2 protein-coding genes are annotated in these 970 nt (G+C 55.1%); one reads left to right on the top strand and one right to left on the bottom strand.

Translation table 11 applies throughout. The annotated features are described in order from the left end of the window. The coding region (locus tag NW837_RS03100) for a hypothetical protein (protein WP_414329216.1) at positions 1 to 619 on the bottom strand (619 nt) is incomplete at its 3' end. A gap of 159 nt (positions 620 to 778) precedes the next feature. Here NW837_RS03100 and NW837_RS03095 point away from each other — a divergent pair. Continuing rightward, entirely contained in the window at positions 779 to 937 is a 159-nt protein-coding gene (locus NW837_RS03095) for a hypothetical protein (RefSeq protein ID WP_414329215.1), read from the top strand. Positions 938 to 970 lie beyond the last annotated feature (33 nt).

The following is a 970-nucleotide window of genomic DNA, read 5'->3' as shown; positions in this document are numbered from 1 at the left end:
CCGCCAGACCCACGCCCAACGCCAGCATACTCGCAGGCTCAGGCACAAACTCCTGGCTAAACTGATAAGCAAGTGCTATGTCGTTCGGGCTGGGCGCTTGAATCGCAAATACAGTAATGGTGTCGGTCACGCGGAAGTTAGACGACGATGTTGAGAAGTTGAAGAATTGAGTGTTGTAGATTGGACCATCACTGCCATTCAATCCCGATCCGTTGAATACAGCGGTAAAGTTGAGGATTGGTGTGTTTGTGGCAAGGTCTACCACAAGCTTGCTCCAAGACACAGACGCATTGCCGCGCACGAACCCGTTCGTGGTGATGAACACTCCCGTTATCGGCGCAGAGCCAGATACTGTATATGTAACGAAGGACTGACCCGCGGTGTACGGATACCCGTCTCCCGCGGCAATTGGGTAAGGGTTGCCCGCTATGGGAACAACATACACTTGGGGGAGCGGGTTGGTAAAGGTCTGCACAAGCGCGGCAGTGGCCTGGGTGCCCGAACTGGAAGTGACATTCCCTGTGTTTTGGGTGACGGTTATTGTCCAGCTCGCGTATGCGCCAGCTACCGCAAGCGCAGCGATTGCGCTCACCATCAGTTTACCGTATCGCAGTTGCATCAGATTGCCTCCTTTCTGGTTGGGCTATCGTCAGGGGCGAGCCCTCACGACGCACCTGTAGTATACCACACATTCAAGTCGTTTGTCAAAGGAGGAAGCAGGATAATTTGCCAGAATTTGCCCCCCAATTCGCCCGAGTGGGTACAATCTTGCCTGCGTATGAAGGCGACTTGGCAGCGGACACACGAATGCGGCGTTCTGCGCCCTGAACATATCGGGCAGACGGTGCGCCTGAACGGTTGGGTGAATCGCGTCCGTGACTTGAAGAATGTGCCCCCAGCAGGCGAGAGCGACCTGACCACTGCAGCGATGCAGTAAGCACGCGATACCCGCTTCAGGCAATATAAATGG

The organism is Synechococcus sp. R6-10, from assembly GCF_047461815.1.
Taxonomy (GTDB): Bacteria; Cyanobacteriota; Cyanobacteriia; order Thermostichales; family Thermostichaceae; genus Thermostichus.
The sequence above is the reverse complement of the archived record's forward strand: the minus strand, read 5'-3'. Positions and strand labels throughout refer to the sequence as shown.

Coding starts and splice junctions, on each gene's coding strand:
- NW837_RS03095 (WP_414329215.1), top strand. CDS start 779: ATGAAGGCGACTTGGCAGCGGACACACGAATGCGGCGTTCTGCGCCCT.